Here is a 26,680-nt window from a genome sequence, read left to right as displayed (position 1 = left end):
ACATCCATTACTATAACCACGACCGAATCAAACTGAAGTTAAAAGGGCTGAGTCCTGTGCAATACAGAACCCAGCCCTTGAGCGCCTAGCTTTTATACTGTCCAACTAATTGGGGTCAGTTCATTTTTCAGAGGCCTTTTTATTTGAGCTGGCTTTTAATAAATAACGAGCTTAGTGCCTGCCTGAATTGATTTGGCGCCATTCCATTTTTTCAGATCGGCAGTGGCTACTTTGTAGCGTTTAGAAATTGACGCAAAGGTGTCGCCGCGTTTGGCGATATATTCACGGCCATCTTTGCCTGCAGCTACACTTTCAGGCCGGGCTGAGACACGTAAAATTTGGCCGATTTGCACTTGCGCATCGGCTGTTTTATTCATGGCCTGAAGTTGGATTACATTCATACCGTAGCGTTTTGCAATATTGTATGCCGTGTCGCCCTTGATGACGCGATGCTCCGCGCTCGCGAGTACGGGCGCATGAGGTTTATCATTGGCACCAGTATCAACGGGCTCAGCGGCACGATTGGCTGCTAAGGCAGTGAGGGTCTGCCGGTCAGAGACATCGAGACCGGTAATTTTAGGCACCAGAATCGTCTGGCCACGGGCGATGCGTTCACGGCCGCCGATATCATTGATTTCTTTCAGCTCACTTGCGGCAACGCCAAATGCGCTTGCCAGCTGTTCAAAAGACTCACCCTGTTTGGTCACATAGGGTTGCCAGTTAAGCAGGGGCTTATCGTAGTCAGCCAGATTTTTTTGGAAAGCAGCTACTTTGGCGACAGGTAATACCAATGAACGATCATCTTTATAAGCAATAACGGGGCGGATAAAACCCGGGTTGAGCCGCAGTAATTCTTCAACAGGGGTTTCGGCCAGCTCCGCAGCTACTTTTACATCCATATGTTTGCCAACAGTCAGGGTGGCAAAATAAGGCTTATTAGGCAGGGATTCCAGGGTAACGCCATAGGCGCCAGGATTAGCAATGATGTTCCGCACAGCCAGCAGCTTTGGCACATAGTTTCGTGTTTCGTCTGGCATGCGCAAATCAATGAACTGAGTGCCCAGATTGGCGGCTTCATTCTTTGCTACTGCCCGTGCCACTGCTGTCGGGCCCCAGTTATACGAAGCTAAGGCCAGCTGCCAGTCGCCAAACTGGCCGTAACTGCTGCTCAGGTAATCCAGGGCTGCGCTGGTGGCTGCAACAACATCACGGCGGCCGTCATACCACCATGTGCGCTCCAGGCCATAATCCTTACCGGTGGCAGGCATAAACTGCCACATACCCGCTGCTTTTACCGATGATTCTGCCTTGGGGTTAAAGGCGGATTCGATCATGGGTAAAAGCGCGATTTCCATAGGCATACCGCGTTTTTCAACTTCATTCACCACGTAATACAAATAGGGTGTGCCACGTTTGATGATTCGGTTCAGGTATTCAGGGCGGCTGGCGTAGTAGTTTTCCCATTTGCTGACTAATTGGTGGTCCAGCTCGGGGATGGTAAATCCTGTACGGACACGGGCCCACAGATCGGCGTATTCTGGGGCGCTGACCACATCAGAAAACAGCGCATCGATCGTACGATATGTGTCATCCTGAGGATCAAAATTGGGATTGTGCAGCTGATAATCCAGCTTGGCTGGGGCGTCAGTATCTGCGTAGGAACCCAAGGAACACAGACCTGAGATGAGACCAACGAGGATGCTTTGTTTCATGGGTACCTGCGCTAATAAATACAAATAATCGAGCGATGCTGCCGCTGCTGTCTAATCTTGTCAATCTGTTTATGCTTAATGGCAGATATTCCTTTGAAATCAACGGAAGTTATCTTTCCACTTGCGCAGCGCAGCAAAAATCTCTACTGCAGTTTCCGCATGGGGATTTTGCTGTTGGGCGGCGCGGATGACACTCTTTTGATTGCAGCGTAAATAGGGATTGCTGGCTTTTTCTTTAGCAATAGTGGAAGGCAGAGTGGAGAGTGCTTGCTGACGCAGTGCCGTGTCAGATTGTATCCGTTCGAGCAATGCCTGATTATCTGGTTCTACTGAAAGAGCGAACTTAAGATTGGCGAGTGTGTATTCATGGGTACAGCAAACAAGCGTGTGATCAGGAAGTGCTGCAAAGCGCTGCAGGGACGCATACATTTGCCCGGCAGTGCCTTCAAAAAGCCGTCCGCAGCCTGCGGCAAACAGCGTGTCGCCACAAAAGAGTGCATCGGCCCCCACATAGGCCAAATGATCCAAAGTGTGGCCAGGTACGGCCAGAACTTTAAAATCTGTACCAAGCTGGTGTAATGTTTCGCCTTCTTGCACCGGGTTGGAAACATTTTTGATTCCGGCAGGTCCGAATACAGGCATCTGGTAGTGAGACCAGAGTACAGGCAGGCCATCGATATGATCATGATGATGGTGAGTAATCAAAACCCCCGCCAGTTCTAAATGATTTTCTTTGAGATAATGAATCAAAGGCAGAGCATCGCCCGGGTCTACTGCAATGGCATGACGGCCTTCTTGCAAAACCCAGATATAATTGTCTTCGAAAATTGGCACGGCGCTGATGCGGATCATACAAGAATGCCTTTAAATGTTGATGCTCGATTGAACCACTTTGCGGATTGGCTCGCCACCCCATTAGGTCACTATCTGGCTAGTGCGGAGATGGATTGGTACGACCGTACTGTGACTGATATTTTTGGCTATAAGGCAGTGCAGCTTGAATTGCCTCAGCTCGATTGCCTGCGGGCAAATCGCATGGCGTGGCGTTTTCAGGCCGGGCAAACTGCGGGTGTGGCTTTGCGCTGCACGGGCGAAGCATTGCCTTTTGCTAATCAGAGCATCGATTTACTTGTTCTGCCCCATGTGCTGGATTTTGCGGCTAACCCTGAAGCCGTGTTAAGGGAGGCAGAGCGCGTATTAATGCCAGAAGGGCGGCTATTGATCACGGGTTTTAATCCGTGGAGCCTGTGGGGTTTGCGCCGCTTAAGAAATGGCGCTCATCCTGCGCCCTGGCGTGGCAATTTTGTATCTTTGCCCAGACTGAAAGATTGGTTAGCCTTGCTGGGTTTTGAAACCATGCGGGGTGAATTTCTTTGTTATGGTTTGCCGGTGCAAAGAGAGAAATGGCTGTCCAGAAGCAGGTTTCTGGAGGATGCGGGGGATAGGTGGTGGCCCGCAGCCGGGGGGGTATATTGCCTGGATGTCGTGAAACGAGTGCATGGCATGCGCTTGATTGGCCCCAAATGGCGCACGGCACCTGTCGTTACGGGCGCTGCGGTGGCAGGTGTAGATAAAAGACATGTACTAAAAAGAGATTTGCAAGGCAGTGATCCCCTGATGAAGTGATTTAAGTTTTATTATGCGGGCTGGGCTGATCGCAGCGACGTGCGGTATCACTCATTTCTTGTAAGGTTTTAAGGCCATCTGCCCGGTTTTTGATGGGCAGTTTAATTTCATGGCCGCTTCCCAGATTGCCGCCGCCAAATGCGATGCGCAGCTCTTCATCGGTAATCTCTATGGTTTGCACTACGGTGAGATTGATAAATCGTTTGGTTTCGCTGCCCGGCACAGGCCATGGGCAAAAGGGCGCAGCAAAGACGCTGTTGCTTAATAGGGCCGTTATCATTAATAGTCGTTTCATACTGCGATTTTCCAGGATAAAAGAATGAATAAAGTAGTGATTTACACCGATGGTGCGTGTAAAGGCAATCCCGGTCCCGGAGGTTGGGGCGCTTGGTTACAGTATGGCGATAAACAAAAAGAATTGTGCGGGGGTGAGCTGGATACCACCAATAATCGCATGGAGCTGATGGGGGTGATTAAAGCGCTGGGTATTTTAAACCGCCCTTGTGACGTGGTGATCTGGACCGACTCGCAGTACGTTAAAAATGGCATCAGCACATGGATTCATGGCTGGAAGAAAAACGGCTGGAAAACGGCAGCGAAACAGCCGGTTAAAAACGCCGATTTATGGCGTGAGCTGGATGCGGCACAGGCTCAGCATCAGATTGAATGGTGCTGGGTAAAAGGCCACGCCGGGCACGAGGGTAATGAGCGTGCCGATCAACTGGCAAATAAAGGCGTAGAAATTGCGCAGGGACGTGGCTGATGCGGCAAATTATTCTTGATACCGAAACAACCGGTCTGCGGGTTGAAGACGGTAACCGTATTCTGGAAATTGCTGCGGTAGAAATGATAGACCGGCGCTTATCGTCGCCAGACCGGCATTTCCACTGTTATATCAATCCGGGCCGGGACAGTGAAGAAGGCGCTTTGAATGTGCACGGCTTAACAACAGAGTTTTTGTCTGATAAGCCTAAATTTGCGCAGATTGCTGATGAGTTTCTTGATTTTGTAGCCGGTGCCGAAATCATTATTCATAACGCTCCCTTCGATGTGGGCTATCTGAATATGGAGCTGGGTAAAATTGGCCGTGGTAAGTTTACTGATCATGTGGCCAATGTGATTGATACGCTGGTCATGGCCAAAGATCAGCGGCCGGGCAAGCGTAATAATCTGGATGCACTGTGCGATTTCTTTGATATCGACCGCAGTAATCGTACGCTGCACGGCGCATTAATCGACTGCGAGCTGTTATCTGAAGTTTATCTGGGGCTGACCCGCGGTCAGGATAGCCTGCTGATTGATTTTGACCCTTACGCTGGTAACGATGCGGCTTTAGCTTTTGCTAAAAGTAATCGAAAACCACTGCGCATTATTAAGGCAACACCAGAAGAGCGGGCAGAGCATGAAGCTTATCTGGCAGTGTTAGATAAAAGTGTGAAGGGCGAGTGCCTGTGGCGGCAGATGGAAAAAGGCGCATGAAGCATATCGCACTGATTCCTGCTGCGGGTAGCGGCTCACGGATGGCATCGCTTACGCCGAAACAATATCTTGATCTGTCGGGTAAGCCGCTGATCTGGCACACCCTGTCTGCCCTGGCTAGGGTGGCCGAGCTGGATCGTATTGTGGTGGTCATCTCGCCGGAAGATGAATGGTGGGATAGCTTTGATTGGAGCGGGTTCGCTCGTCTGGAAGTGCTGCGCTGCGGCGGGGCCAGCCGTGCTGAATCAGTGCTTAATGGTTTGTACGCTGTGCAGGCTGCGGTGGATGACTGGGTTTTGGTGCACGATGCGGCCCGGCCCTGCCTTGATCCTGTTTTAGTCAGCCAAATGATAGCCGCGCTCTCCGGTCACCCCGTAGGCGGTATTCTAGCTGTGCCTGTGGCGGACACCTTAAAGCTGGCACAGGCTGACCAGCATATTGCTCATACCCACCCAAGAGACGGCCTGTGGCAGGCCCAAACGCCGCAGATGTTTCGTGTAGCGCAGCTGGCCCATGCTCTGGCCACAGGAATGGGGCCGGATATTACCGATGAAGCCAGCGCGCTGGAGAAACTCGGTTTGCAGCCCCAGTTAATCATGGGCAGCCCGTGGAATTTAAAAGTCACTTACCCACAAGATTTACGCCTTGCTGCGCTGATTCTGGCAGCAGGCCAACAGGATTAATCCGCCGTCAAAGCTTGACGTGCAGGCTGTTCGTAACGGGCTGCCTGCGGAGTTAAAAGCCACTTACCCATACGTGATGCCTCGCTGCTTAAATTATGGCAGCAGGGCGATAGGATAAATCAATGAGAATAGGACAAGGCTGGGACGTACATCGTCTGGTAGAAGGTCGCAAATTAATTTTGGGCGGGGTGGATATTCCTTTTGACAAGGGTTTACTTGGCCATTCGGATGCGGATGCGCTGTTGCATGCCATTACCGATGCTGTATTGGGTGGGGCAGGGCTGGGAGATATTGGCCGGCATTTCCCTGATACCGCGCTGGAGTTTAAAGGTGCGGATAGCCGGGTATTACTGCGTGAAGCGGTACGGCGGGTGCGCGAGGCAGGCTGGCAGGTGAGTAATGTGGATGCCTCTATCCTGATCCAGCAGCCGAAAATGGCACCGCATATTCCTGCCATGATCGCCAATATTGCTGCCGATTTGGGGGTGGATATACAGGCTGTAAATGTAAAAGCGAAAACCTATGAAAAACTGGGGCCTGTTGGTGCCTCTGAGGCAGTAGAGGCACAGGCGGTGTGTTTATTGGTCCGTTTATGAGCCGTGCGTATTGCGTGACTGGAACCTTGTTTGTTCAGCTTGCTGAAAGTGTTTAACTTTCAGCGTGTTTGCCTGAGAAAAACTATATTTAGATTGAGAGTCTCTTTGTTGGTTGGCGAATTCTCGCTATTGAATGCACTCAATTCAAATAAGGCCGGCTATGTTCGCAAGGCGTTACTGTTTTCTCCTTGGTTTGCTCTTTGCTCGCTCGGCCGCTGCGGTCATATTGATAGGCGCTGAGGTGCCTCCTTTTGTGTTGAGCACAGCAGGGGGCAGTGGTCTGGCTGTAGAAATTTTGCAAGAAGCCGCTAGGCGTCTCAATGAGCCGACGGCTGTGCAGGTGATGCCTTTTGCACGCGCATTGGCCGTAACCAAGCAGGGAGTGGATATTCTGCTCGCTCCACCTGGCCGGGTGGCTTCTCGTGAGAGTAGTTATCAGTGGGTGGCCCCGCTAGTGGATGAAGTCTTTGTTTTGATCAGTAGTAAGCAATTCCAGCCCAAGCCCTTAGTGCGTAATCAGCTAGAGAGTTTGACGATTGGTGTGATGCGTAATTCTGTAGGAGAAGGGCTGGCTGCAGGGCTGTTCATCAATAGTATTGAAGTGGTGCCGATGGAAGTCACTAATGCAAAAAAACTTGCAACAGGGAGAATTGGGGCTTGGGTCGCGTCATGGAATACTGCCCTTCACGCTCAGCGGGAGGCTGGTCTGGATGTGCAGGATTTAGTTCGCGGTGAGGTTCTGATGCGTACAACCCTGTACGTTGCTGCTTCTTTGAAAATGTCACCGCAGAATGTGCAGCGCTGGCGCGTGGTACTAGAAAAAATGCGCAAAGATGGCAGTATTGAGGCCATCGAAAAGAAGTACAACTATCAATCCCCCTGAAATAGTTGATTGTCGAGTGTGAGGATTTTGAATCCCTTTTCATCCCATCTTAAATAGCCGCCTTTTCCGTGATACCAATCGGGCAAGACCCAGCGTTCTCCCTGCTCGCAGCTATGCTGGGCCGGACGATGAGTGTGGCCATGAATCAGGGTTTGCACCTGATATTGGGCCATGATTCGGCTTATGGCTTGCGTATTAACATCCATCACTTCGCTGCGTTTCATTTGATTGGATGCTTTAGAGCGCAGGCGAAGTTTGTCGACTTGCTCTTGGCGCCAGCTTCGGGGCAGGGCTAGAAACAAAGCTTGAATAATGGGGGAGCGAACAATGCGGCGAAAACGCTGATAAGCCAGATCATCGGTGCATAGTGCATCGCCGTGGGTAATTAAGAGCGTTTTACCAGCATGAGTGATCAGGCTGGGGTCAGGCAGAATAATGAGCTTGGCCGCTGAAGCAAAGCGCGTGCCCGGTAAGAAATCACGGTTGCCTGCCAAAAAGAAAATCTTAACGCCTTGCCCGGCCAGCTGTGCGATCGCATGCACAATTTCTGCATTAAATGCTTCGTCTAAGCTATCGTCCCCAATCCAGAACTCAAATAAGTCTCCCAAAATATACAAGGCGCTGGCTGTGCGTGCTGGCCCTTGTAAAAAAGTGTGAAAAGCCGCTGTCGTTGCCGGATCGTTTGGGGAAAGATGAAGGTCTGAGATAAATAAAATGGGAGATGGCATTCAATTGGCTGGGGTAAGGTATTGAGAGGTGCCAGCGAAGGCTGGCACCTGAAATCATTAAGCTAAAACTTCAGCCTTAATGATCATTACGTCTTCTTTAGGCACATCCTGGTGAAAGCCTTTGCTGCCGGTTTTTACGGCTTTCAGCTGATCAACCACTTCTTTACCTTCGATAACCTTGGCAAAAACGCAGTAGCCAAAACCCTGAGCTGTTGGGCTTTGGTAGTTCAGGAAGTCGTTATTAGCTACGTTAATAAAGAATTGTGAAGACGCTGAATGCGGGTCTGGAGTACGCGCCATTGCTAAAGTGTAGGCGTCGTTTTTCAAGCCATTGGCTGCTTCGTTTTTAATCGGAGCACGGCCTTCTTTCTTTTCGTCCATGCCTGGCGCAAAACCACCGCCCTGCACCATAAATCCATTGATGATGCGATGGAAAATTGTGCCGTCGTAATGACCTTCTTCAACATATTGCAAGAAATTAGCGACGGTAATCGGTGCTTTTTCTTCGTTGAGTTCAACGATGATATCGCCAAAAGTAGTGGTGAGTTTTACCTTGCTCATGATGTTTCCTTTTAAAAAATGTTATTTGCCTGACTTTTTGCCAAGCTCGCGGGCTGATTGAATGGTAATGGTATTTACTGGCACATCGCCAGGTGCTGTCGGGCTGATACTGATTTGATCGACTACCGGCATGCCAGAAATCACTTTGCCAAATACGGTGTAACCAAAGCCATCACGGCTTGGGTAGTTCAGAAAGTCGTTGTTTTTTGAATTAATAAAAAACTGCGCGGTGGCCGAATCCGGATCCGCTGTTCTGGCCATGGCAATGGTGCCGCGGTCGTTTTTTAAGCCTTTTTCAAAAGCGATTTTGGCTTCATTCTTAACAGGCTGGCGAGTTGGTTTTTCGGCCATTTTCTCGTCCATGCCTCCGCCCTGAATCATAAAATCACGAATCACACGGTGAAAAATAGTGCCGTCGTATTGTTTGTCTTTAACATATTGCAAAAAATTTGCCACAGTTAGTGGGGCTTTTTCTGGATAAAGCTCAATCACCACTTTGCCTTTAGATGTGGTCAATTCAACCTGCGGATTGGCTGCAAATGCACTCAGGCTGGCCAGAACAAGGCTTGCTGCAACAACAAGACGTTTCATCGTGTTTTTCCAAAGATGTGATTAGAGGGCGAAATTCCGCGCAATTATAGCACGCGGTAACTGCGCCCGTTACATGGCTCAAATCCAGTACTGGCAATGGTTTACCCCGCAATTGTCATGGTTTTACTGCATTTATGGGGTAAAATCGCTGCATTCTATGGATTGAGACCCTCATGCTGAAACTCCCTTCTCTGGACCAGTTTATTTCTGAGTTTGATACCGTTTTACGCACACTTGCAGCCTCTGCACAAAGCGTACGTCCTCATCCTGATGCAGCTGTTGCAGATATTGAAATGAGTGCGGCAGAAAAGCAGCATGCGGCAGGTCTGATGCGGGTGAATCATTGTGGTGAGGTGTGTGCTCAGGCTTTATATCAGGGCCAGGCTTTAACGGCGCGTGATCCGGCTACCCGCGATGCTTTGCGTGAAGCGGCGCATGAAGAAGTTGAGCACCTAGCATGGACAGAAGCGCGCATTGCTGATTTAGGCAGTCATAAAAGCCTGCTGAACCCGCTTTGGTACGCAGGCTCTCTGGCCATTGGCGTCACCGCGGGGGTGATTGGGGATAAGTGGAATTTAGGCTTTCTGGCAGAGACCGAGCGCCAGGTTGCAGATCATTTGCAATCTCATCTGCGCGAATTGCCCGGGCAGGATGCAAAAAGCAGGGCCATTGTTGCACAGATGCATATTGACGAAACCCATCATGCAGAAAAAGCAGAAGAATTAGGAGCTGCACCTTTGCCGATCCCCATTGTTAAGGCCATGAAACTCAGCTCAATTGTGATGACTTCACTTTCTTACCGGCTCTAAAAATTGAGCTAAATCAGAGCAAATTAAAATAGGGTGTATGACGAGTAAATAGTTTACAGATTTGCGCTTAGGCTTACAGATATAACGCTGATTAACGATTTACGTTATTTTGCTCTGGGGCCTCCTATGTCTGAAATGAACTCACCACAACAGATTGTTGATTATGTTGACCACGCTGCGCTTGATAAAGCTGCGCTGCCTTTTTCCCGTTTAATTGTGATGGCGATGCTGGGCGGTGCATTTATCGGCCTGGGGGGCTTATTAGCGATTGTGGTGACCGGTGGCTCTGCAGAATTACTGGCAAGTAATCCCGGGCTGGCAAAGTTCTTGTTCGGGGCGCTTTTCCCCCTGGGCTTTATTGCTGTGGTGCTGACAGGGGCCGATTTATTTACTTCAAACTGCGCAACCCAGGTTGTTTCGCTGTGGAGAAAAAAACTTCAGCCTGCGCAGGTGCTTCGCGTATGGAGTGTTTCATATTCAGGTAATTTTATCGGTGCTTGTTTAGCAGCCTGGGCGTTTACCCATATGACTCAGCTTTTCCCTGCGGGGCAGCCGTGCACTCAGTACCTGCTCAGCGTGGCGGAGCACAAGCTGGCAAATCCCTTTATGGTGAGTTTTATGCGCGGGGTGCTGGCTAATCTTCTGGTTTGTATTGCAACATGGCAAGGTTATTCTGCTAAAGATACGCTGGGCAGAATGTTGGGGATCTGGTTCCCTGTAATGGCGTTTGTTGCGCTGGGCATGGAGCACAGTATTGCCAATATGTTTTTTATTCCGGCCGCAATGCTGGCGGGACTGGATATTACCTGGGCGCACTTTTTTACGGCTAACTTATTGCCGGTCACACTGGGTAATTTAGTGGGCGGAGCCCTTTTTGTGGGGCTGCCGTATGCCTTTTTATATACCAGACCACAAAAAAATACAGCAGCTGCAAAAAAAATCTGAAATTAAAATTTTTTGTAAAAAACGCGCCAGTGGCGCGTTTTTTATTGGGCTTCAATCACCACAAAGTCATGGGTAATAATTGCGCTTTTTGCCAGCATGATCGATGCAGAACAATACTTTTCCGCTGATAATTTGATTGCCCGCTCCACCTGTTCGGTTTTCAAATCTTTGCCTGTTACGGTGTAGTGCAAGTGAATTTTGGTGAAAACTTTAGGTTCAGTATCTGCACGTTCTGCATCAACGTCTACAACGCAGTCCCTGACGTCTGCACGGCCTTTTTTGAGAATATGGATAACATCATAAGCCGAGCAGCCTGCCGTGCCCATGAGCACCATTTCCATCGGTCTGGGCCCCAGATTGCGGCCACCACCTTCTGGAGGGCCATCCATAAGCACCGCATGGCCTGATTCTGACTGTGCCAGAAAACTCACTTCTTCTACCCATTTAACGCGCACTTTCATATTGTTTTCCCTGTGTTTGCCGGGGGATTTATCCCCGATTTACCGCCCCGGCAGCATGCCGAACATCGCGCCTGATATTTTGCATCGCAAAATATGTCTTGTCATGCTTTCTGTCTCACGTAATAATGGGCCTAACATCAGAGTGTTTTTTACTTTGTTGTTGTCTCCTCCATCCTCCTTTTTGGTGGGATTTCACGCAATCCAGATGGGTTGCGTTTTTTTTAGACTAGGCTCATTTTTGAAATGGGTAGTCACTAGATTTGACAAGTAAATGCGGGTACAGATATAATCCGCGACTTTCTCAAAATCGTAACGTGGAAGAGCAGTCATGAAAACCTTTTCTGCCAAACCGCACGAAGTTAAGCGCGAGTGGTTCGTTGTTGATGCTACCGATATGGTTCTCGGTCGTCTCGCGGCTGAAGTCGCTAAACGTCTGCGTGGCAAGCACAAAGCTGAGTACACCCCTCACGTAGACTGTGGTGACCACATCGTGGTGGTGAACGCAGACAAGATCCGCGTAACCGGCAACAAAGCAACAGATAAAATTTACTACCGCCACACTGGTCACCCAGGTGGTATTTACCAGCGCACCTTTTCCGAGATGCAAGAAAAATTCCCGGGACGCGTGCTAGAAATGGCTGTTAAGGGCATGCTTCCAAAGGGTCCTCTCGGCTACGCTATGATCAAAAAGATGAAGGTTTATGCAGGTAGCGAACATCCGCACACCGCGCAACAGCCTAAAACCTTTTCTATCTAAGCGTTAACGCGTTTTCTACTAAGGAATTTGTATCATGGTAGGTAAATACTATTACGGTACCGGCCGTCGCAAGAGCGCAGTTGCTCGTGTGTTCGTAGCCAAAGGTAGCGGCAATATCATAGTCAACGGCAAGCCGGTTGATTCTTACTTTCCTCGCGAAACTAGTCGCATGGTCGTTCGCCAGCCTCTGGAACTGACCGCAAACCTCGAATCCTTCGACATTATGGTTAATGTTGTTGGTGGTGGTGAAACCGGCCAGGCCGGTGCGATTCGTCACGGTGTAACTCGTGCTCTGATTGAATTTGATGCAGCTCTTAAAGGCAGCCTCAAAGCAGCAGGTCTTGTTACTCGCGATGCTCGTGAAGTTGAACGTAAGAAAGTGGGTCTGCACGGCGCTCGTCGTCGCAAACAGTTCTCCAAGCGTTAATTCGCTGGAACTGCTTTCTACAAAAGCCACCCTCGGGTGGCTTTTGTGTTTTCTGCTTTGTATAAAATCTGTTTTAAAACAAAATGACTTACAAAATTTGACGCAGACTGGGGTTTACCGCATATTCCCTTGAAATGAGCGGGTATATGCAGCCCTTTTTGTTTTAACATTCGATATCGCTAATTCAAAAGAGACAACAGAGCATGATCAAAGTAGGGATTGTTGGTGGTACGGGGTATACCGGCGTAGAGCTGCTACGCTTGCTGGCCCGTCATTCTGGTGTGAAATTACAAGCCGTGACTTCCCGAAAAGAAGCGGGCATGAAAGTGGCCGAAATGTACCCAAGCTTGCGAGGCTGGGTAGATTTGGCTTTCTCTACACCCGAAGAAGCCCGTCTTACTGAATGCGATGTGGTGTTTTTTGCGACCCCCAATGGCATTGCGATGCAACAAGCTCGTGAGCTGTTAAATGCCGGGGTCAAAGTGATTGATCTGGCTGCGGATTACCGCATTAAAGATATCGCAGAATGGTCTAAATGGTATGGCATGCAACATGCCTCGCCGGAGCTGGTTGAAGAAGCCGTGTATGGCTTGCCGGAAATTAATCGTGCTGCAATTAAAGGGGCTCGTTTAATTGCAAACCCAGGCTGCTACCCTACTGCAGTGCAACTTGGCTTTTTGCCTTTGATTGAAGCGGGTGTGATTGATACCGCCAGCCTGATTGCCGATTGTAAATCGGGCGTTTCTGGTGCCGGGCGTAAAGCCGAATTGGGCGCTTTATTTTCCGAAGCGGCTGATAATTTCAAAGCATACGGAGTGGCAGGTCACCGGCATTTGCCAGAAATTCGTCAGGGCCTGGCACGCGCAGCTGGCGCTCCTGTTGGCTTAACTTTTGTACCTCACCTTACACCGCTAATCCGCGGCATCCATGCCACGCTCTATGCAAGAATAACTAAAGATGTTGATCTGCAGGCGTTGTTTGAGCAGCGTTATAAGAGTGAGCAATTTGTTGATGTGTTGCCTGCTGGCTCACATCCGGAAACCCGCTCCGTTCGCGGTGCCAATGTATGCCGGATTGCGGTGCATCGTCCGCAAGGCGGCGACACGGTGGTGATCTTATCGGCCATTGATAATCTGGTCAAAGGTGCGGCTGGGCAAGCTGTACAAAATATGAATATCCTCTTCGATTTGCCTGAAGGCACCGGCCTCGACATTGTGCCTTTGCTGCCTTAAATGCCTATTAAACGTTTTTATCGTTTGCAACGTGCGCGGCTAATGGCTGCGCCTTTGTCATTGCAGCCTGTGATTGGCTGGCGGGGACGATTGCTGCGTATTGCTGCCTTATTTTGTATGGCGATGAGTTTTTTAGGTCTTGGCGCCTATGTGGGTTATCAATACGCTTTAAATCGTAATGCAGTGTATCTGGCAGAAAAAATGCAGCGCCTCGCAAGCCAGACTGAGCAATTAGGCGCGGGCCAGGCGAAACTGCAACTGCTGGAGCAGCAAATTAAAGTGGGCCAGGGCGAGCGTGATGGTTTGGTTCAGGCCTTAAGCACGGCGCAGAGCGAGTTGGCTGCAAAGCAGGAGGCCCTGTCATTTTTTGAGTCTTTATTACAAAGCAATGATCGCAATCGGGCCGTAAGCTTTAGTGCTTGCGAGTTGCAATCAGTGGGCGGCGGGCATTGGCGCTATCGCTTGCTGCTGGTGCAGGGGACTGACCGCAGTACAGAGTTTGCCGGGCGTTTACAGGCCAGCGTGCAATATCAGGAACACGGCAAACGTCAAAATATGCAGATCGAACCCTTGCAGGTGAAATTTAGCCATTATTTGCGGCAGGAAGGCGAGCTGACACTGCCCGCAGGTGCTTTGCCCCAATTATTTGAAGCGCGTATTTTTACGGATAACAATAAGCAGGCGGTTGCCAGCTGTCAGAAAAAGGGAGGATGAACGTGTTTAAAAGCAAAAAAGGTTCAACCAAGATTGATAGCCTGATTGGGCAAGGTACGACGGTGCGGGGCGATATTAGTTTTGCAGGCGGTTTAAGAATTGATGGTACGGTGATTGGCCGGGTTTCAGCCAGCGATCCTAAAAGTGGTACTTTGGTCATCAGTGAAAAAGCACGCATTGAAGGCAGCGTACAATGCTCTCATCTGATTCATAACGGCGAGATTATTGGCCCGATCGAAGTGGCTCAATATGTTGAACTGCAAACCAAGGCCCGCATTAAGGGCGATTTGAGTTATAAAACACTAGAAATGCATGCCGGGGCAATGATTCAGGGCAAGCTGCTGCATTTAAGCAATGGCAAGCAGGAAGAAATTGATCCGGCCAGTGTAGCGACAGTAGAAGATTGACCGTTGCAGCTGCCGAATATTGACCGCTGCGGCTTGCGCGGTGGATAATACCTTATCCTTTTAGTCAACTATTTTTGGAGTGTCCCATGAACACTGTGACCGACATGCCAACCCCCTTTGTTTTCACTGATTCTGCTGCGGAAAAAGTCCGTGATTTAATTATCGAAGAAGGCAATCCGGATCTGAAACTTCGTGTGTTTGTAACCGGCGGCGGCTGTTCTGGCTTCCAGTATGGTTTTACATTTGACGAAATCATGAATGAAGACGATACCCCGGTTGAAAAAAACGGTGTCACCTTACTGGTTGATCCGATGAGCTACCAATATCTGGTGGGGGCCGAGATCGATTACGTTGAAAGCCTTGAAGGCTCACAGTTCACCATCAAGAACCCAAATGCATCGACTACTTGCGGTTGTGGCTCTTCATTCTCAGTGTAAGTTCTTTAGCGCCATCACAGAAAAGGAAGCTTGCTTCCTTTTTTTTCGTCTGAATAAGCTGTATTCAGGCGGCCAGGCTTTCAATTTGCTCTGTATTAAATACATCTTAAGTAATATTGGTACTGGTGTAGTTTCGTACTCCTGACTGATAATGAACTTACTCAACGCTGGGGGTAAGGCATGTTTGAATCTGCACAGTTAGGTCATAAAGTAGATAAAGCCGTTTATAAAGAGCAGGAGCCTTTATTGCGTGAGGCCTTGCTGGCCGTGCAATACCAATTAAAAGAGCTGGCTGATTTTCCTGTGGTGATTCTATTGGGTGGCGTACCCACTGCGGGTAAGGCAGAAACGGCTAATTTACTCTTGGAGTGGCTGGATCCAAGGCTGATAGAAAGCCATGCCTTTGGATTAAAAAGCGATGAAGAGCAGGCCAGGCCCGCTATGTGGCGTTTCTGGCGGGCACTTCCTCCCAAAGGCAAAATTGCGCTGATGTTTGGGGGATGGTATGCAGGCCCTATGTGGGATTACTTGCAAGGCGGCTACGCGGATCGCTTTGAGCATGAAGTAGAGCGCATTGCGCGTTTTGAAAAGATGCTCTCTGATGAAGGCGTATTGCTGCTGAAGTTTTGGCTGCACCTGCCCAAGGATGAGCTAAAAAAACGCATTAAGAAGCTGGAGGCTGATGATCGCACCGCCTGGCGGGTGACTGATCAGGATAAGCAATTTTTGAAATATTACGATCAGATTATGGAAGCGCAGCTCGCCATGGTGATGCGCTCAAATCTGGCAGATTCACCTTGGCGGGTGATCGAAGGGACGGATGCAAATTATCGCTCGCTCACAGTAGGCAAACAGATTGAAGAAGCAATTAAGCACCATCTGGAGCGTGGCACTTCAACGCATAGGCGAATCGAAGCCGCACCATTGCTCCCTTCGATTGATGGATTGCGCCTCTTGGATAAATTGCAGTTAGACAGCAATTTAAGCAAGGCAGATTACTCAGTTAAGCTTGAAGAATTACAAGGCCGGCTTAATTTGCTGACCCGCCACCCTAAATTTAAAGAGATGTCGGTTTCTTTGGTATTTGAGGGAATGGATGCAGCAGGCAAGGGAGGCAGTATCCGGCGGATTACCGCAGCACTGGATGCCCGTCAGTACCGGGTGGTTCCTATTGCCGCGCCAACAGAAGAAGAGCGCGCTCAGCCCTACCTCTGGCGTTTTTGGCGGCATGTTCCCCAGCATGGGCGGATGACGATTTTTGATCGTTCATGGTATGGCCGTGTCTTAGTTGAGCGGGTAGAGGGGTTTGCGCCGCGTGCAGACTGGATGCGTGCCTATAACGAAATCAACGATTTTGAAGCAGAATTAGATGCCGCTAACAGCATCGTATTAAAGTTTTGGCTGGCCATTAGCAAGGAAGAGCAATTAAGGCGTTTTGAAGAACGCGAGCAAACTGAATTTAAGCGTTTTAAAATCACCGATGAAGACTGGCGTAACCGCGATAAATGGGATGAATATATTGTGGCCGCCAGCGATATGATTGATCGCACCAATACACTGCATGCGCCCTGGCATATGATAGGCGCAAATAATAAATACCAGGCCAGAATCAGCATCTTAGAAAAACTCTGTGAGGCTTTAGAGTCTCGTTTACAAAGCAAGGAAAAGAAAAAATGACTTTAATTATAGATTCAGTTTTAAATCACAAAGCTCAGGCGCAATTATTTACTGAAGCACGTACGCATAATGCCTGGCAGGATCGTGATGTAAGTGATGAGTTACTTCATCAGCTTTATGATTTATTAAAATGGGCACCTACATCCGCAAATGCGGCACCTGCACGATTTGTTTTTGTTAAATCTGCAGCGGCCAAGGCCAAATTATTGCCTGCCCTGAGTGAAGGTAATATTGAAAAAACCATGAGCGCTCCGGTGACGGTGATTGTGGCTCATGATTTAGAGTTTTATGAGCAATTGCCTGTGTTATTTCCACAAGCAGATGCAAAAAGCTGGTTTGCTGGTAATGAAGCCGCCATTAATAGCACAGTACAAAGAAATGGCAGTTTGCAAGGTGCTTATTTAATTATGGCGGCACGCACATTAGGCTTAGACTGCGGGCCAATGTCTGGTTTTGATCAGGGCAAAGTAGATGAGGCTTTTTTTGCCGGCAGCCAATGGCGTTCTAATTTCTTGATTAATTTGGGTTATGGCGATACAACTCAGCTTCATCCAAGAAACCCCCGCCTCGATTTTGCACAAGCTTGCCGGATTGAATAATCGCTTTTGAAAAACCACTGCAAATAAGCCGCGTTGATGAATCAGGTGCTTCGCGGCTTTATTATGCTGTGCATTTTTAAGTTTGTGTTTCTCTCTGTAATGGGTAATTCAGGAAAATAATGGCGGAATGGAGTGTTTGGAAGGCGTTGGAGCAGGTTCGGCAAAAAAAGCGCGAGCTTGATCCTTTGTTTGCCCGTGCAGGGATTGCCCCTGAGCTGGCAACCATTGCCAATCGGATTTGTCTGGATTTAAAACGCTCACCGCCTACTTTGCCCCTGCTGACCGGAGATAAAACGCGCGATGCTGAAGCCATGGGCATGTATTACGAAGGCTATGCCCGCCAGTATGAAGAGGCGTTTTATAAAGCAGAAAATTTACTTCGGTTTACATGGGTTCCTGAAGCCGCACCAATTGCTGCCTTGGTTTCTGCTGAAATTCTTCGCTTACGTGATCAGCTTAAAAATGAGCAAGGAAAAACGCCGGACTTCACAGATTTAGAAGCTTTGCTGTTTAACTATGTGCGCCTTGATCACCCTTCATTAGCGCTGCCCCCTGATTTGCTGTCTAACCGCCGCCGCGAGCTGACGGATGTGGCGGGTTATCCGCTGCTGGTTCAGCATGCACACAGCGAAATGCAAAATGACAGCGTGCCGCCCTTGCTGAGCGAAGAATTTAAAACGCAGCTCAGCGAGCATTTACAGCGTTATCTGGCTTCGCCCTGGCTGCATTGCCCCCTGATTACTCAGTGGTATGTCACCCTGGCCCTGGATACCGGCCTCGCACGGAAAAAACATGATGCATTGGATGATCAGCTTACCGCATCGTTACTGAAGCGCCGCTGGCCCTCTTTATCAAACTGGATGCCTCAATTCGAATTTGCCGATCAGTGCTGGTATATCTCTTTATCTCTGCTGGCGCTGGTAAGCCTGTTTATGGAGTGGTGGTGGCTTGCGGCACCTATGGTGATTTGGCTGCATTTGTCTTTGGGTGCGCACCGGCGGGAAAGAAAAGAAATTGAAGACCGGCGTGCTTATTTATTAGGCCAGGCCCAGATGCTAAAAAGAACCCGTGACCGTTTTGGAGTAGGGCATATTTCTTTAGAGAAGCTGGCTTTCCAGCTGCGGCATTGGGATGAGAAGGGCGAGTATTTCGAGCCTCAGCTTTTTGATCTGCTTGCTTTGCATCAGCATCAGGAATAAAGCCATAGGTTCTGTGCCGGGCACGCCTTACATCAGCATGAGCGATTGTGGTGCTGACAATCTTATAGAACGATCGTACAATAACGGTACAGATTCTTCTTGGATTACACCGTGTACGCCCAGCGCAAGATCATCCATATTGATTGCGATTGCTTTTACGCAGCAGTTGAAATGCGCGATCAGCCTGCGCTGCGTAATGTGCCTTTGGCGATTGGCGGAGAGGCTGACCGGCGCGGTGTGATCGCCACCTGTAATTACCCGGCACGCAAGTTTGGCGTGCACTCGGCGATGTCTACTTATCGCGCACAGCAAATGTGCCCCCAGCTCGTTTTACTTCCCCCTGATTTCCCCCGTTACCGCGCTGCATCACAGGCGATGCGCGCTATTTTTGCCGATTACACCGACAATATTGAGCCTCTGTCGCTTGATGAAGCTTATTTAGATGTCACTGGCCTGCCGCATTGTCAGGGCAGCGCTTCACGCATGGCGCAGGAAATCAGGGAGCGTATCGCTGCAGAAGTCGGCATTACCGCCAGCGCGGGCATTGCCCCCAATAAGCTATTAGCCAAAATTGCCAGTGACTGGCATAAGCCGAACGGGCAGTTTGTGATTCGCCCGCAGGATATCGATGCCTTTATGCCTAGCTTGCCGCTTAAAAAGCTTTGGGGGGTAGGTAAAGTGACTGCTGCCCGTCTGGCAAGGCAGGGGGCGCATTGTTGCGCTGATTTGCAGGGCTGGCCATTGGAGCGGTTACTGCGTGAGTTCGGCAAATTTGGCAGCCAGTTATTCGAGCAATGCCGGGGAATAGATTTACGGCCTGTGGCTTGCGATGAGCGGCGAAAATCATTATCGGTAGAAAATACCTTTGACCATGATTTACCTGATCTGGCCGCCTGCCATGCCGCTTTACCCGCTTTGGTGAGTGATTGGCAGCAGAGAATGCAGCGCGCTATTGGCGAGCGTCAGCATAAAGCTTTCGTTAAAATAAAATTCAGTGATTTTAGCCAGACAACGGTGGAGTGCATTTGCCCGCATCCATCGATAGAAACTTTTGGGCTTTTGCTGGCTGAAGGCTTTGAGCGGGGTAAAAAACCTGTGAGGCTTTTGGGAGTAGGGGCCAGATTTGAAGAGGCCAGAGTGCAGCCAGAGCAGCTCTGCCTGTGGCCAGCGTAACTGAATGGTCTGGTTTCTTTTTTAAATATTCAGCGGTTTAGTAAGATCCTGCAACAGGATGTGCCTGCTCGCTACGCTTGAAGCTCTGAAAAAAAAGAGAGCACAGGGTGCACAGAGAAAGCGGGTTAACTCTTTCTTCTGCGTACTCTGCGCTCTCTGGTTTTAATATTTGGGCTGCTTAGCGTTAAGCTGAAGCAGCGTGCCTGGCAAAAAAATAATGACCGCTTTACTGCGTGTTACATGGTCAGATTAAGCAACAAACTTAAATGAGCAGATCTGTGCAGCTTATTTAGCCAGCGCTTTTTGCTTTTCAAGCATACGGCGTTTAATTTCTGTGATGGCGGCAACCGTTGCTTTTTCACCTTCTAAAATGGCCACGTTTTTCTGATCAAAATCTGCGGCACCAATCTTGCCTACCTTAGGGCGCAGAATATAATCCGCGCGAATCATTTCTTGTTCGCCCAGTTTTTGCCCCATGATCATGACGGCTTGGTTTACGATTCCGAGCATATTGTTTGGGGTGTTGCTGCCGTTGGCTTTAGATGAAATATCAACCGCGATAATAAAATCAGCACCCAGCTCTTTGGCCGCATCAACAGGCACAGGGCTGATCACACCGCCATCCACGTAGCGGCGCCCGGCAATCATCACTGGCTCAAATACACCGGGTATGCTGGATGAAGCACGCACAGCCTGGCCGGTGTTGCCCCGTGCAAAAGAAATTCGTGTGCCGGTGTCCAGCTCGGTCGCTACCGCCGCAAAAGGTTTGTTGAGCTTATCCAAGGGGCGGTTATCAACGAGCTTATTGACGTAATCTTGCAGTTTCTGTCCTTTAACTAAGCCACCAGACATCAGGCTTAAATCGCGGATTTGTGATTCATCCAGGCCAAATGCACGTTCCTGCAGTGTAAAACCATTCATTCCAGAGGCGTAAAGCGCACCAACGACGCTGCCTGCACTTGTGCCAGAAACCACGTCTGGAACGATGCCGTTGGCTTCCAGCATTTTAATCACACCAATATGGGCAAAGCCCTTGGCCGCGCCACCACCGAGTGCCAAGCCAATTTTAAGCTTAGGCAGTGGTTTGGGCTCCGCAGGCGGATTACTGGTGCATGCAGCTAAAAAGCTCAGGCTGATTAAGCCTGCAAACAGTTTTTTCATACTACTTTCTCCAGGGCGATCACGCAGGCGGTTTGCCCGTCGCAGCGCCATTTCACATCAAATTGATACAGCCTTACGCCATAGATGCGGTCTGCATCATTGGCATAGGCTGGTCGGGGGTCTTGTTTTAATACGTCTTCAATTAATTCACGCAGCCCCGGTATCAGGCGGGCTGTTGCATCAGGGCTAAAAACAACTTTAAGTTCTGGCGGAGGGCTGTCAGCAAATCCGCCCCGCGCATCAGGAACGCTTTCAGCGTAAGGGATATATGGCTTGATATCTAAAATGGGCGTGCCATCGACTAAATCAATCCCTTTAAATGTCAGGGTGACACCAGATTGCGTATCCACTTTAATAAGTTCAACTAAAGACAAGCCAATCGGGTTGGGCCGAAACGGTGAGCGGCTGGCAAAAACTCCAATTCTGGTATTACCCCCCAGCCTTGGCGGGCGCACGGTGGGCTTCCAGTCTGTGGCGCTTTGGTGAAACACAAAGGTGAGCCAGACATGAGAAAAGTCTTCCAGCCCGCGCACGGCTTCGCTGCGGTTATAAGGCGGCAGTAGCTTAAGTACGCCCAATGCGTTGGGGGCCAGGCTGGGCTGGCGTGGAATACCAAATTTATCTGCAAAGGGAGTGGCCAAGTAGCCGATGGGCTGAAAGGTAAAACTGCTCACGCTGGCGTCCACCAAGAGTCAAAAAAAAGCGGAGCCGAAGCCCCGCTGGATTATATGCGAAAGTTTGCTTTACAGATTATGTACCCAGATCACGCCGATCATAATGGGCGCAACGATGGCACAAATACCACGGAAAGCGGGGATCCAGCGTCCGCCACCATTGCTGAGCAACTCGCTATGGATGCGTGGCCAGATGGTCCAGCCTGCGAAGATCGCAACTAAAATGCCGCCTGCAGGCATCATGATGTTGGACGTTGCGTAATCCATCAGATCAAACGCAGTTTTGCCGAATAATTTCATTTCTGCCATCGGGCCAAAAGAAAGGGCCGCTGGGATGCTGGCAATAAATACGGCAGCGGTGGTGATATAAGCCGCACGGCGGCGCTCCCAGCCAAATTCATCAATGAAGTAGCTAACAATCGGCTCAACAATCGATACCGATGAGGTGAGTGCTGCAAATAAAAGTAGCAAGAAGAAGGCAACTGCCCACGCCTGGCCAAATGGCATTTGTGCAAAGATGGCTGGCATGGTGATAAAGGTCAGGCCAGGGCCCGCTGCAGGGTCAACGCCAAAAGCAAATACGGCAGGCAGAACCATAAAGCCAGCCAAAACGCTGGCTAAGGTAGCCAGGATAGAAATCCACAGTGTTGCACCGGCCAGATTGGTTTCTTTATCTACATAAGAGCCGTAGGAAATAATAATTCCCATCCCCAGAGACAGTGAGAAAAACGCCAGCCCAAGGGCATCAACCACCATGGCGGAAGTCAGCTTGCTAAAATCCGGGGTAATAAAGTAGCGAACGCCTTCCCATGCGCCAGGCAGGGTGAGCGAGCGGGCAATTAAGACAAGCATTAAAAGAAAAAGAGCAGGCATCAGCACTTTGCTCATGCGCTCAATGCCTTTTTGTACACCACCTAATACAACGGCAACGGTTACGCCCAGAAAGAGCGCTGTATAAAACAGGGCGCTGGCAGGGTCAGCAATAAAATGTGTAAAGGCTGCACCGAGTGCCTTGGTGTCTTGTCCCAGTGCTTCGCCCGTAATAGATTTGCCAATGTAAGCAATCACCCATCCGCCGACCACACTGTAGTAAGCCATCACAATAAAAATACACAGTACAGATAAGCGGCCTGCCCAAGGCCAGAGACCACCTTTTAAATTACGAAATGCCGTGGTCGCAGAGCGGTTGGCTGCGCGGCCAATTACCATTTCTGCCAGCAGAAGCGCGATACCAACGGTGAAAACGCAAGCAAGGTAGGCCAGCAAAAATACGCCACCACCGTTTTTACCTGCTACATAGGGGAATTTCCAGATGGCACCTAAGCCAACTGCGGAGCCAGAAGCGGCCAGAATAAAGCCGAGGCGAGAGCCCCAATTTGCACGAGACATAGATCATTTTCCGAAATAATTGCTGCTGAAAAAAAGGACATAGAACTACCCCGTCATTTTTTTGAAAGACAGATTTCGAAAAGATGGCATCAATAAGCTGATTTGCTGAAAGGCTATCTTTATAAATCAGGAAAGGCTTTTGGCTTTTAATGATTTAGTGGGTAAGTATGCATTTAACCTGACTTGTTATTTTTTATCTTCATTGAATATTTACTTGATTTTAGTCTTTGCACCTTATTGCAATGTTATTTGCATGTCTGGCTGGCCTGGTGTTTTCAGCCGGAGGACAAGTGAATGAAAAGACGTGAAAAAGAGTTTTTGACTTGCCAAGTCAGAAACAAGACGCGACACTAGCCGCTCTTTTGTGAGGTAGCCATGTCATTTTATTTTCGCCCCGATCATGTTCCGGAACTTGATGGCCTAAGCCGCTGGGAGCAGCGTGTTTTGTTGCGCGGCACGTTTTTAAAAGAACGCGCAATGTCGACTCTGGTTTTGCTCGTTGTGGTGATTGCCAGTGTGCAATTTGTAATCAACCCTGTTCTGGCCTCCGTATGGCCTGATTTCCAAAACAACAGTCTCCCCTATGCGGGTGTTCTGGTGGTCTGGCTATTGCTTCTGATGTGGCTGCGCGATGTAGTGATGATGAATATATTGCGTCCAAAAATTGCAATCAAACGTGCTGAGAAAGCCAATGTGGCGACTACTCCTGCTGCTTAGTTTTGCCGTACCGGCGCAGGCCGCTACGATTGCTGTAGATGTCGGCCACTATCTGGCCGCGCCTGGTGCAACGAGCGCCTATGGAATGAGCGAGTTCAGCTACAACCTGGCGCTTGCCCGACGGGTAGAAAGCACCTTGCAGACAGCAGGGCATAAGGTGGTCTTGATTAATGCGGATGGGCAGATGCGCGACTTGCGTGCCCGGGTACAGGCCGCAGCAGCGGCTGATTTGCTGATTTCTATCCACCATGATTCGGTTCAGCCTCAGTATTTGCAGGTGTGGGATGTGGCGGGTAAGAGTCAGCGCTATGCGGATCAATTTAGCGGATATTCTTTGTTTGTTCATTCGCAGGCCTCGCAGTTCAGCCGCTCTTTTGCCTGTGCTCAGGCTGTATCGCAATCTCTGCTTGCTCAGGGCTTTAAGCCCACGGACCACCATGCTCTAGGTATTGCAGGCGAAGATCGTCTGCAGCTTGATCCTAAGCTTGGCATTTACGACGCTGATTTTGTTGTGGTTCGCCTCGGCAAAATCCCAGCAATCTTGTTTGAAGCGGGCGTGATCGTGAATCGCGCTGAAGCGCTGACTTTGCAGGAGCCAGCTACTCAAAATCAAATGGCTGAAGCGATTTTAAAAGGCTTGTCCTGCCTGAAGTAAGTCAATGCCCCTCTGGCTCCTTTGCGAAATGTTTATGCAAGGTTGGCACAGGGGCAGGTGTATCGTCTAAAATCCCTCCTTTGTTTTTAAATGAACCCGGTTGCCGCCATGCGCACGTCACAACTTTATTTCTCGACTTTAAAAGAAGCGCCTTCCGAGGCCGAACTGATCTCGCACAAGCTGATGCTGCGCGCAGGTTTAATCAAGCGACTGGGGTCCGGCCTCTATACATGGATGCCTCTGGGCTTGCGCGTGTTGCGTAAAGTTGAAGCCGTCATCCGCGATGAAATGAATAAAGCAGGCGCGCAAGAATTGTTGATGCCTGCGGTGCAACCAGCAGAGCTGTGGCAAGAAACCGGCCGCTGGGATGTGTTTGGCCCGCAAATGCTGAAAATCACCGATCGCCACGAGCGCCAGTTTTGCTTTGGCCCAACGCACGAAGAAGTGATTACCGATATCGCCCGCTCAGAATTACGCAGCTATAAGCAGCTGCCAGTGAGCTTCTACCAGGTACAGACTAAATTCCGTGATGAAATCCGCCCACGTTTTGGCGTGATGCGCGCGCGCGAATTCATGATGAAAGATGCTTATTCTTTCCATGTCGACTTTGAATCGCTGCAAGCCACTTATGGCGTGATGTATCAAAGTTACTCTAATGTCTTTAATCGCCTGGGCCTGAAGTTCCGCGCTGTGGCGGCCGACACCGGTGCAATTGGCGGCTCGGGCAGTCATGAATTCCATGTGTTGGCAGATGCTGGTGAAGATCTTTTGGCCTACTGCCCAGATTCTGATTACGCAGCCAATACTGAGCTTGCCGAAGCGTTTGCGCCTGCAGAGCCACGCCGTGCGCCAGCTGAGGCGATGCGTGATGTTGATACGCCTAAGCAAACTTCGTGCGAAGCTGTTGCTGCACTCTTAGATATTAGTATTGAGCGCACTGTTAAATTACTGGCCTTGATGACATCCGCCAATGAGCTGGTCATTGCCCTGCTGCGCGGCGATCACAATCTGAACGAAGTCAAGCTGGGTAAGGTTGAAGGCATGGCTGATTTCCGCTTTGCTAGCGATGAAGAAATCCGCGCAGCCTTCAATTGCCCGCCGGGCTTCCTTGGGCCAGTCGGAATTCCAGCTGGCATTCGTGTGATCGCAGATCGCACCGTTGCCGCTATGAGCGATTTTGTTTGTGGTGCAAATAAGCCGAAGTTCCACCTAGCAGGCGTTAACTTTGGCCGTGATCTGCCAGAGCCAAATATTGTTGCCGATATTCGTAATGTGGTGAACGGTGATGCCAGCCCTGATGGCAAAGGTACATTGGAAATCTGCCGTGGTATCGAAGTGGGCCACATCTTCCAGCTGCGTACTACATATGCAGAAAAAATGAAGTGTCAGTTCACAGATGCTGATGGTTCTCTAAAAACGATGGAAATGGGCTGCTATGGTATTGGCGTATCGCGCATCGTTGCCGCTGCCATCGAGCAAAATCATGACGAGCGCGGGATTAAGTACCCAGCTGCCATCGCACCATTTACTGTAGCGATTGTGCCTATGGGCTATCACCGTTCAGAAACCATTAAAGCTGCCGCCGATACGCTGTATGCCGGGCTTGTGGCTGCAGGCGTTGATGTGTTGCTGGATGATCGTAATGAGCGTCCGGGCTCGATGTTTGCTGATATGGAACTCATCGGCATTCCTCATCGCATCACCATCGGTGAAAAAGGTTTGGCAGAAGGCATGGTTGAATACATTGCCCGTGCCGGTGGCGAGATGGAAAAAATTGCATTGGCTGATGCAGTTCGCATTCTCAGCGAAAAGTAAGTTTGTAGTGAATGGGCGCTGTATATTTACAGCGCCTTTTTTTTGTGTTGAAAATCCTCTGCTGCGGATAAAAAACCGCATGTTTTAAGTTTTCTTCTGCTATTTTTTCGTTTTTTGCCTGTTTTTGAGTGGTGCTGTTCTTTTTTTGCGTCTATTCAAAAGGCGCTTGTTGAAAAATCCGTATGGTTTTGTTTTTTGCATACAGATTTGTATTTTATACAAATCAATAAGTTAACGTATTACTACGGTTTTATTGCACGGTAGTGGTTGACCTGGTACGGCAAGATCCGTATATTTCGGCCTCTCGCTGCAGCGCACACAGCAACACGGTGTTCTAGCCGCAGCAAATGATCTTTAAAAAAATACAGTCGATGAGTGTGAGTGCTTGATTCGGAAGCGAAACAAGTGCTTACATGAGTAAGGAGTAACCAGCGATGGTTGCTCTGAATAAAGTAAGCCAGTAAGTACTAGCTTAGCGATTAAACTAAAGAGTTTGATCCTGGCTCAGATTGAACGCTGGCGGCATGCTTTACACATGCAAGTCGAACGGTAACAGGGTGCTTGCACCGCTGA

General features: G+C 49.5%; 32 protein-coding genes and 1 rRNA gene. 23 read left to right on the top strand and 10 right to left on the bottom strand.

The genetic code is table 11. From position 1 onward, the window contains the following. Positions 1-89 (top strand): IS3 family transposase (locus CSQ88_RS17395; RefSeq protein ID WP_143449507.1); only part of this gene is annotated, 89 nt, incomplete at its 5' end. A gap of 66 nt (positions 90-155) precedes the next feature. Here the strand turns inward: CSQ88_RS17395 and CSQ88_RS17390 are convergent. Together CSQ88_RS17390 and gloB are read right to left on the bottom strand one after the other, a co-directional pair. Continuing rightward, entirely contained in the window at positions 156-1,712 is a 1,557-nt protein-coding gene (locus CSQ88_RS17390) for a LysM peptidoglycan-binding domain-containing protein (protein WP_099399352.1), read from the bottom strand. A 99-nt stretch (positions 1,713-1,811) separates the two neighbouring features. Next, positions 1,812-2,564: a hydroxyacylglutathione hydrolase gene (gloB, locus tag CSQ88_RS17385; protein ID WP_099399351.1), complete on the bottom strand. Its 753-nt coding sequence runs from the start codon at positions 2,562-2,564 to the stop codon at positions 1,812-1,814. A gap of 6 nt (positions 2,565-2,570) precedes the next feature. Between gloB and CSQ88_RS17380 the strand changes: the two genes are divergently transcribed. Further along, a complete protein-coding gene (locus CSQ88_RS17380; protein ID WP_099399350.1) occupies positions 2,571-3,338 on the top strand; it encodes a class I SAM-dependent methyltransferase in 768 nt (255 codons plus the stop codon). Between the two features lies 1 nt (position 3,339). On the opposite strand, the gene CSQ88_RS17375 is transcribed toward CSQ88_RS17380, so the two are convergent. Then, on the bottom strand, positions 3,340-3,633 hold the full coding sequence (locus CSQ88_RS17375) for a hypothetical protein (protein WP_143449506.1): 294 nt from the start codon (positions 3,631-3,633) through the stop codon (positions 3,340-3,342). A 24-nt stretch (positions 3,634-3,657) separates the two neighbouring features. On the opposite strand from CSQ88_RS17375, the gene rnhA reads away from it, so the two are divergent. From rnhA to CSQ88_RS17350, 5 genes are all read left to right on the top strand, one after another. Further along, positions 3,658-4,101: a ribonuclease HI gene (gene rnhA / locus CSQ88_RS17370; protein WP_099399348.1), complete on the top strand. Its 444-nt coding sequence runs from the start codon at positions 3,658-3,660 to the stop codon at positions 4,099-4,101. Then, positions 4,101-4,817 carry a DNA polymerase III subunit epsilon gene (gene dnaQ, locus CSQ88_RS17365; RefSeq protein ID WP_099399347.1) on the top strand — a complete coding sequence of 239 codons (717 nt, stop codon included), beginning with the start codon at positions 4,101-4,103 and terminating at the stop codon, positions 4,815-4,817. The genes rnhA and dnaQ overlap by 1 nt, the downstream gene beginning before the upstream one ends. After that, positions 4,814-5,500 carry a 2-C-methyl-D-erythritol 4-phosphate cytidylyltransferase gene (gene ispD / locus CSQ88_RS17360; RefSeq protein ID WP_099399346.1) on the top strand — a complete coding sequence of 229 codons (687 nt, stop codon included), beginning with the start codon at positions 4,814-4,816 and terminating at the stop codon, positions 5,498-5,500. Before dnaQ ends, ispD begins: the two co-directional genes overlap by 4 nt. A 122-nt stretch (positions 5,501-5,622) precedes the next feature. Beyond that, entirely contained in the window at positions 5,623-6,096 is a 474-nt protein-coding gene (gene ispF, locus CSQ88_RS17355; RefSeq protein ID WP_099399345.1) for a 2-C-methyl-D-erythritol 2,4-cyclodiphosphate synthase, read from the top strand. A gap of 133 nt (positions 6,097-6,229) precedes the next feature. After that, positions 6,230-6,979, top strand: coding sequence for an ABC transporter substrate-binding protein (locus CSQ88_RS17350; RefSeq protein ID WP_099399344.1), 750 nt, complete (start codon positions 6,230-6,232; stop codon positions 6,977-6,979). Here CSQ88_RS17350 and CSQ88_RS17345 read toward each other — a convergent pair. From CSQ88_RS17345 to CSQ88_RS17335, 3 genes are read right to left on the bottom strand one after another with little or no spacing between them, the layout of a single operon-like run. Beyond that, positions 6,967-7,707 carry a UDP-2,3-diacylglucosamine diphosphatase gene (locus CSQ88_RS17345; protein WP_099399343.1) on the bottom strand — a complete coding sequence of 247 codons (741 nt, stop codon included), beginning with the start codon at positions 7,705-7,707 and terminating at the stop codon, positions 6,967-6,969. The genes CSQ88_RS17350 and CSQ88_RS17345 overlap by 13 nt on opposite strands. A 57-nt stretch (positions 7,708-7,764) precedes the next feature. Then, a complete protein-coding gene (locus CSQ88_RS17340; RefSeq protein ID WP_099399342.1) occupies positions 7,765-8,268 on the bottom strand; it encodes a peptidylprolyl isomerase in 504 nt (167 codons plus the stop codon). 21 nt (positions 8,269-8,289) lie between these two features. After that, positions 8,290-8,859, bottom strand: coding sequence for a peptidylprolyl isomerase (locus CSQ88_RS17335; protein ID WP_099399341.1), 570 nt, complete (start codon positions 8,857-8,859; stop codon positions 8,290-8,292). Between the two features lie 173 nt (positions 8,860-9,032). On the opposite strand from CSQ88_RS17335, the gene coq7 reads away from it, so the two are divergent. Next, positions 9,033-9,668, top strand: a complete 636-nt coding sequence (gene coq7 / locus CSQ88_RS17330) for a 2-polyprenyl-3-methyl-6-methoxy-1,4-benzoquinone monooxygenase (protein WP_099399340.1) — start codon at positions 9,033-9,035, stop codon at positions 9,666-9,668. Positions 9,669-9,794: 126 nt separating this feature from the next. Then, on the top strand, positions 9,795-10,613 hold the full coding sequence (locus CSQ88_RS17325; protein ID WP_099399339.1) for a formate/nitrite transporter family protein: 819 nt from the start codon (positions 9,795-9,797) through the stop codon (positions 10,611-10,613). A gap of 41 nt (positions 10,614-10,654) precedes the next feature. On the opposite strand, the gene CSQ88_RS17320 is transcribed toward CSQ88_RS17325, so the two are convergent. Continuing rightward, the gene (locus tag CSQ88_RS17320) at positions 10,655-11,074 is read right to left on the bottom strand and encodes an OsmC family protein (protein WP_099399338.1); all 420 of its coding nucleotides are present in this window, start codon (positions 11,072-11,074) and stop codon (positions 10,655-10,657) included. Between the two features lie 328 nt (positions 11,075-11,402). Between CSQ88_RS17320 and rplM the strand changes: the two genes are divergently transcribed. The 10 genes from rplM to dinB all read left to right on the top strand — a co-directional run bounded on the left by rplM (position 11,403) and on the right by dinB (position 19,696). After that, a complete protein-coding gene (gene rplM / locus CSQ88_RS17315; protein ID WP_099399337.1) occupies positions 11,403-11,831 on the top strand; it encodes a 50S ribosomal protein L13 in 429 nt (142 codons plus the stop codon). A gap of 34 nt (positions 11,832-11,865) precedes the next feature. Further along, on the top strand, positions 11,866-12,258 hold the full coding sequence (gene rpsI / locus CSQ88_RS17310) for a 30S ribosomal protein S9 (protein WP_046352176.1): 393 nt from the start codon (positions 11,866-11,868) through the stop codon (positions 12,256-12,258). 203 nt (positions 12,259-12,461) lie between these two features. Continuing rightward, on the top strand, positions 12,462-13,490 hold the full coding sequence (gene argC / locus CSQ88_RS17305) for an N-acetyl-gamma-glutamyl-phosphate reductase (protein ID WP_099399336.1): 1,029 nt from the start codon (positions 12,462-12,464) through the stop codon (positions 13,488-13,490). After that, the gene (locus CSQ88_RS17300; protein ID WP_099399335.1) at positions 13,491-14,204 is read left to right on the top strand and encodes a DUF6776 family protein; all 714 of its coding nucleotides are present in this window, start codon (positions 13,491-13,493) and stop codon (positions 14,202-14,204) included. 2 nt (positions 14,205-14,206) lie between these two features. Continuing rightward, complete coding sequence (locus CSQ88_RS17295; RefSeq protein ID WP_218963136.1) at positions 14,207-14,611, top strand: polymer-forming cytoskeletal protein; 405 nt, start codon at positions 14,207-14,209, stop codon at positions 14,609-14,611. A gap of 86 nt (positions 14,612-14,697) precedes the next feature. Continuing rightward, positions 14,698-15,048: an iron-sulfur cluster insertion protein ErpA gene (erpA, locus tag CSQ88_RS17290; protein WP_099399333.1), complete on the top strand. Its 351-nt coding sequence runs from the start codon at positions 14,698-14,700 to the stop codon at positions 15,046-15,048. Between the two features lie 180 nt (positions 15,049-15,228). Continuing rightward, complete coding sequence (gene pap / locus CSQ88_RS17285; protein ID WP_099399332.1) at positions 15,229-16,725, top strand: polyphosphate:AMP phosphotransferase; 1,497 nt, start codon at positions 15,229-15,231, stop codon at positions 16,723-16,725. Then, entirely contained in the window at positions 16,722-17,324 is a 603-nt protein-coding gene (locus tag CSQ88_RS17280; protein WP_180273705.1) for a malonic semialdehyde reductase, read from the top strand. The genes pap and CSQ88_RS17280 overlap by 4 nt, the downstream gene beginning before the upstream one ends. Positions 17,325-17,443: 119 nt before the next feature. Then, positions 17,444-18,523: a hypothetical protein gene (locus CSQ88_RS17275; protein WP_099399331.1), complete on the top strand. Its 1,080-nt coding sequence runs from the start codon at positions 17,444-17,446 to the stop codon at positions 18,521-18,523. Between the two features lie 99 nt (positions 18,524-18,622). Beyond that, positions 18,623-19,696, top strand: a complete 1,074-nt coding sequence (gene dinB, locus CSQ88_RS17270; RefSeq protein WP_257212652.1) for a DNA polymerase IV — start codon at positions 18,623-18,625, stop codon at positions 19,694-19,696. A gap of 285 nt (positions 19,697-19,981) precedes the next feature. On the opposite strand, the gene CSQ88_RS17265 is transcribed toward dinB, so the two are convergent. From CSQ88_RS17265 to CSQ88_RS17255, 3 genes are all read right to left on the bottom strand, one after another. After that, entirely contained in the window at positions 19,982-20,857 is an 876-nt protein-coding gene (locus CSQ88_RS17265; protein ID WP_099399329.1) for a patatin-like phospholipase family protein, read from the bottom strand. Further along, on the bottom strand, positions 20,854-21,531 hold the full coding sequence (tsaA, locus tag CSQ88_RS17260) for a tRNA (N6-threonylcarbamoyladenosine(37)-N6)-methyltransferase TrmO (RefSeq protein WP_099399354.1): 678 nt from the start codon (positions 21,529-21,531) through the stop codon (positions 20,854-20,856). Before tsaA ends, CSQ88_RS17265 begins: the two co-directional genes overlap by 4 nt. Positions 21,532-21,600: 69 nt before the next feature. Beyond that, the gene (locus tag CSQ88_RS17255) at positions 21,601-22,920 is read right to left on the bottom strand and encodes a sodium-dependent transporter (protein WP_099399328.1); all 1,320 of its coding nucleotides are present in this window, start codon (positions 22,918-22,920) and stop codon (positions 21,601-21,603) included. 375 nt (positions 22,921-23,295) lie between these two features. Here CSQ88_RS17255 and CSQ88_RS17250 point away from each other — a divergent pair, with 375 nt between their 5' ends. From CSQ88_RS17250 to CSQ88_RS17235, 4 genes are all read left to right on the top strand, one after another. Continuing rightward, the gene (locus tag CSQ88_RS17250; protein WP_099399327.1) at positions 23,296-23,637 is read left to right on the top strand and encodes a hypothetical protein; all 342 of its coding nucleotides are present in this window, start codon (positions 23,296-23,298) and stop codon (positions 23,635-23,637) included. Continuing rightward, positions 23,612-24,292 (top strand): N-acetylmuramoyl-L-alanine amidase, encoded by a 681-nt coding sequence (locus tag CSQ88_RS17245; RefSeq protein ID WP_099399326.1) that lies wholly within the window; start codon positions 23,612-23,614, stop codon positions 24,290-24,292. Before CSQ88_RS17250 ends, CSQ88_RS17245 begins: the two co-directional genes overlap by 26 nt. A 108-nt stretch (positions 24,293-24,400) precedes the next feature. Then, the gene (locus tag CSQ88_RS17240) at positions 24,401-26,107 is read left to right on the top strand and encodes a proline--tRNA ligase (RefSeq protein WP_099399353.1); all 1,707 of its coding nucleotides are present in this window, start codon (positions 24,401-24,403) and stop codon (positions 26,105-26,107) included. Between the two features lie 481 nt (positions 26,108-26,588). Then, positions 26,589-26,680, top strand: a 16S ribosomal RNA gene (locus CSQ88_RS17235); the annotation flags it as partial.

This window comes from Iodobacter sp. BJB302 (assembly GCF_002735645.1).
Lineage (GTDB): Bacteria > Pseudomonadota > Gammaproteobacteria > Burkholderiales > Chitinibacteraceae > Iodobacter.
Note: the sequence above shows the minus strand (reverse complement) of the source record. Positions and strands in the feature narration are given on the sequence as shown.